The organism is Eubacterium coprostanoligenes (assembly GCF_900167205.1).
GTDB classification, from domain to species: Bacteria; Bacillota; Clostridia; order Oscillospirales; family Acutalibacteraceae; genus Eubacterium_R; species Eubacterium_R coprostanoligenes.
Genome location: NZ_FUWW01000032.1, coordinates 1 through 3,756, shown reverse-complemented (window position 1 = coordinate 3,756; position 3,756 = coordinate 1). Strand labels below are relative to the sequence as shown.

3 protein-coding genes are annotated in these 3,756 nt (G+C 39.4%); 1 reads left to right on the top strand and 2 read right to left on the bottom strand.

Annotated elements, in window-relative coordinates:
• The first annotated feature begins 307 nt into the window (after positions 1-307).
• Positions 308-1,555, top strand: a complete 1,248-nt coding sequence (locus tag B5D29_RS08475; RefSeq protein WP_078769125.1) for a 6-phosphofructokinase — start codon at positions 308-310, stop codon at positions 1,553-1,555.
• Between the two features lie 41 nt (positions 1,556-1,596).
• Here B5D29_RS08475 and B5D29_RS08470 read toward each other — a convergent pair whose 3' ends face one another.
• Positions 1,597-1,833, bottom strand: coding sequence for a hypothetical protein (locus B5D29_RS08470; RefSeq protein ID WP_078769124.1), 237 nt, complete (start codon positions 1,831-1,833; stop codon positions 1,597-1,599).
• Between the two features lie 61 nt (positions 1,834-1,894).
• On the bottom strand, positions 1,895-3,664 hold the full coding sequence (locus B5D29_RS08465) for a peptidylprolyl isomerase (protein WP_078769123.1): 1,770 nt from the start codon (positions 3,662-3,664) through the stop codon (positions 1,895-1,897).
• Positions 3,665-3,756 lie beyond the last annotated feature (92 nt).

Genomic DNA, 3,756 nt, shown 5'->3' with positions numbered 1-3,756 from the left:
TTTTTGGAAAGAGGAAAAACATATGTAGTATATTTACAAAACTTTGTTTTGTTCTATACGGAATATGTTTTGACGAGGTACAGCTAAGTTCGCAAGAAAACGAAATTCAGAACCTTTCTCAACAGCCTGTATTGTACTGAAAACACTTTTTCGACACGCTATATAAATCAGAAGGCACATTGTATTCAATTACAATGTGTTTTTTGAATTCACAAAATAATTATACAATATTAAACAAATAATTATTGCAAAAGAAAGGACAAGACTATATAATAGGTAGTTGATTGCAAAGACAGGAGTAATCTAAATGAACAAAAAAAATATGATAATCGGGCAATCGGGCGGACCGACTGCTGTAATTAATTCATCGCTTGCAGGTGCAATAAGTTGTGCCTTTGCACAGGAAAAAATCGGCAAAGTATACGGAATGATAAACGGCATTGAAGGATTTTTCAACGAGCACCTCATTGACCTCAATTCTGTATTTGAAAACAAGCCGTATATGATAAACAGCCTCAAGCACTCCCCGGCGATGTATCTTGGCTCTTGCAGATACAAATTGAGCGGTTCGCAGGAAGAATTTGAAAAGGCTTTTGAATTGCTTGAAAAATACAACATCGGATACTTTTTCTATATCGGCGGCAATGATTCTATGGACACCGTTAAGCAGATGAGCGAATACGCAAAAAAAATCAACAGCGATGTCAGATTTGTTGGCATACCAAAGACAATCGACAACGACCTTGTTGGGATTGACCATTCACCGGGATTTGGCAGTGCGGCAAAATACATTGCATCTTGCGTTAGAGAAGTTGCATACGACACAACGATTTACAACATCAAAAGTATCCACATCATTGAAACAATGGGCAGAGATGCAGGCTGGATTGCAGGCTCGGCGGCTCTTGCAAAAGAGGGCACGGCACTTGCTCCACACCTTATCTATTTGCCGGAAGTTGCATTTTCAACCGAACAATTCCTCAAAGATGTAAACAATATGCTTGAAAAATACAACTCTGTTATTATTGTTGTAAGTGAGGGCATCCGTGACAAAGACGGCAACTACATCAGTGCAGAGGCATCAAACACAGACAAGTTTGGGCACATTATGCTCAGCGGTGTCGGTGCATACCTCAAAAGCGTTATCGAAAACAAAATAGGCTGTAAAGTTAGAGCGCTTGAACCGGGAGTTTTGCAAAGAAGTGCAGCTCACATTGCCTCACACACTGATATGAACGAAGCGTTCAGCCTTGGTGAAGTTGCAGTCAAGGCGGCTGTTGACGGTCAAACAGGAGTGTTCTCAACAATCAGGAGGACATCAGATTCACCGTACTGTGTTGAATACGGCACAGAGGATGTGAGAGTTGTTGCAAACGCAGTTAAAACTGTTCCGAGAGAATGGATAAATGCCGAGGGGAACTATGTTACAGAAGAGTTCTTGAATTATGTCAGACCTCTTGTTGTCGGTATTCCGCAAGTTCCATACAGAAACGGTTTGCCTGATTACATTGATGTTCGTCACCTCAACACAAAAGAGCAAAGATACACAGAATAGACAAAAGCCATTGCAGAAAATCAAATCTGCAATGGCTTCATTTACTTATTATCGTTTGATTTTAAATTGTCAACAAGAGTTTCTATTTCACCTTTCAGTGATTGAAGAACATCAATATTCTTCTCGAGTTCTCTGTTTGACTCCTTGAGTTGTGCCTCAAGGTTAGAATTAATAATGGTGAGGCGCTGACATTCATATTCAGCCTCGCCAAGTGCCGCTTTTAATCGAGCGTTTTCTTTTTTTAATTGTTCAACTTCCTTATTTGGTATCAACGGCATAATAAATTCCTTATCTAAACAACTAATGGCGAGATAACTCCCGCCATTAATTCATTGTCAATTAAGCATCAATATCTGTATCAATTTCGCAGTAGCGTGAACCGAACCAGTTCTTCTTAAGAGTAACTGCATCCTCTTTTTCTTCGCTTTCCTGTGCAGAAAGTTTCTGCTGTGCGATATACTGCCATACAGCCTGATCGTTTTTGCCTTCAAAATACATTACATGATAGCCATATTCTGTTTTAACGATGCCAACATCGCCAGCCTTACGAGATGAATCGAAACACCAAGCATTGAATGTTGGAACCATTTGGTTTGGAACAACATTTTCATAAAGACCGCCTTCGCTTGCATTGCCGTCTGATGAATTAGACTTTGCAAGCGTTGCGAAAGATTCTGAAGTCTTGTCGCCTTCGTTGTACTTTGCAAGTACCTTTTCAGCTGTCTTCTTTGCCTTTGCCCATTCCTTATCTGTGCAATCCTTTGCAGATGATGAGCTGTCATCGCTTGACTTTGATGATGTTGGAGCAATGAGAATATGACGAACATTAACTGTCTTTGTCTTTGACATATATGCAGGCTTAATAACATATACAACAGTTGTTGAATCTTGCTTTACATCGCCTGCCTTGCGGTCTGCTGAATAGAGCCAATCAAGACCCGGATACTTGTCCTTATCCTTGTCATCTGCTGTGCAAAGAGCAAATGAAAGAGCTTCCATTGAAATACGGTTAATGTCTTTGTAAGTTGTTTCAACAGGGTTCTTGTTTGCCTTTTTGTCAAAATCATCTGATGAGTACTTTGAAGCAAGGTCAGCAAAGTTTGAACCGTCAGCCTTAAGAGCCTTCTTGAATGCTTTTGCGTCATCTTCGCTGTCGCACTCAAACATCTTAATGTCTACAGACTGGAGCTTTGCTTCGTTCTTTTTCTTGTATGCTTCAAGTTCCTTATCTGTATATGTCTTTGTTTCTGAATCTTCCTTGTGGTCTGATTCGTAATTCTCTGCAATGTAAGCAATAGTTGCTTCACGAACAAATACATCCTTTGTTACACCGTGACCCATAGCAGCCTCGATATAACCCGATACTGTAAAGCCATACTTGTGAGCAGATGTCTTGTAGTTCTTAAGGGCTTCCTTAAGTTCTTTCTTTTGGTCATCTGTAATTTCAGGTTCTTTACCCTTATTGTCCTTTACAGCCTGATAGTAATTCATATATGTATGCTTGATGCTATCCTCAACCTGTTCCTGAACATACTCAAGCCAAGTTTGAGTTTTGCCGTCCTCTGTTCTTGTTTGTTCAGAGAGCTTTTTGTCAAAGTCTACATTCATATTTGCTTCGTCAAGGTCAATGCCGTACTGCTTATATGAGCTGACTGTTGACTGAAGATTATTGTAATACATAGCAAAATAATAGTTGTATGTATTTACCTTGATTTTGTGCTTTTCGCCGTCTGCATCTGTGAGTGTGTATGCAGTAAAAATCTTTTGCGGCCAGCCGAGAGTTCCTGAAACGCCCTTACGAACAAAGCCTGTTGCAACATATGTAAAGAGAAGTGCAATAACAACAATTATTGCAACAACAGCTGTTACAATCTTCTTTGTCTTTGGAGCCATAGGGATTTTTACAGTATCTTCGGTGATGATGATGCTGTCACGCTCTTTGATGAGTTCATCTCTCTGTGCACGCAATTTGTTTTTCTTCTTTTGATCAGACTCGTTAAGGATTTCCTTTCTGAGAGCTTCAATCTGCTCTGCAAGTGCATCCTTTCTTTCATAAGCCTTATCATACTTTGCTTCTAACTTAGCAAGCTTATCTTTGTTTTCTGCCATTTGATTTCATCCTTTGTGATTTTTTATCAATAGTATTCTACACTATTGTTGAACTTTTTACAAGTATTATTTTTTATTCAGCCGAAGAACTG

Excerpts from the sequence above, each read along its gene's own strand:
- B5D29_RS08470 (WP_078769124.1), bottom strand. The coding sequence starts at position 1,833 with ATGCCGTTGATACCAAATAAGGAAGTTGAACAATTAAAAAAAGAAAAC.
- B5D29_RS08475 (WP_078769125.1), top strand. The coding sequence starts at position 308 with ATGAACAAAAAAAATATGATAATCGGGCAATCGGGCGGACCGACTGCT.
- B5D29_RS08465 (WP_078769123.1), bottom strand. The coding sequence starts at position 3,664 with ATGGCAGAAAACAAAGATAAGCTTGCTAAGTTAGAAGCAAAGTATGAT.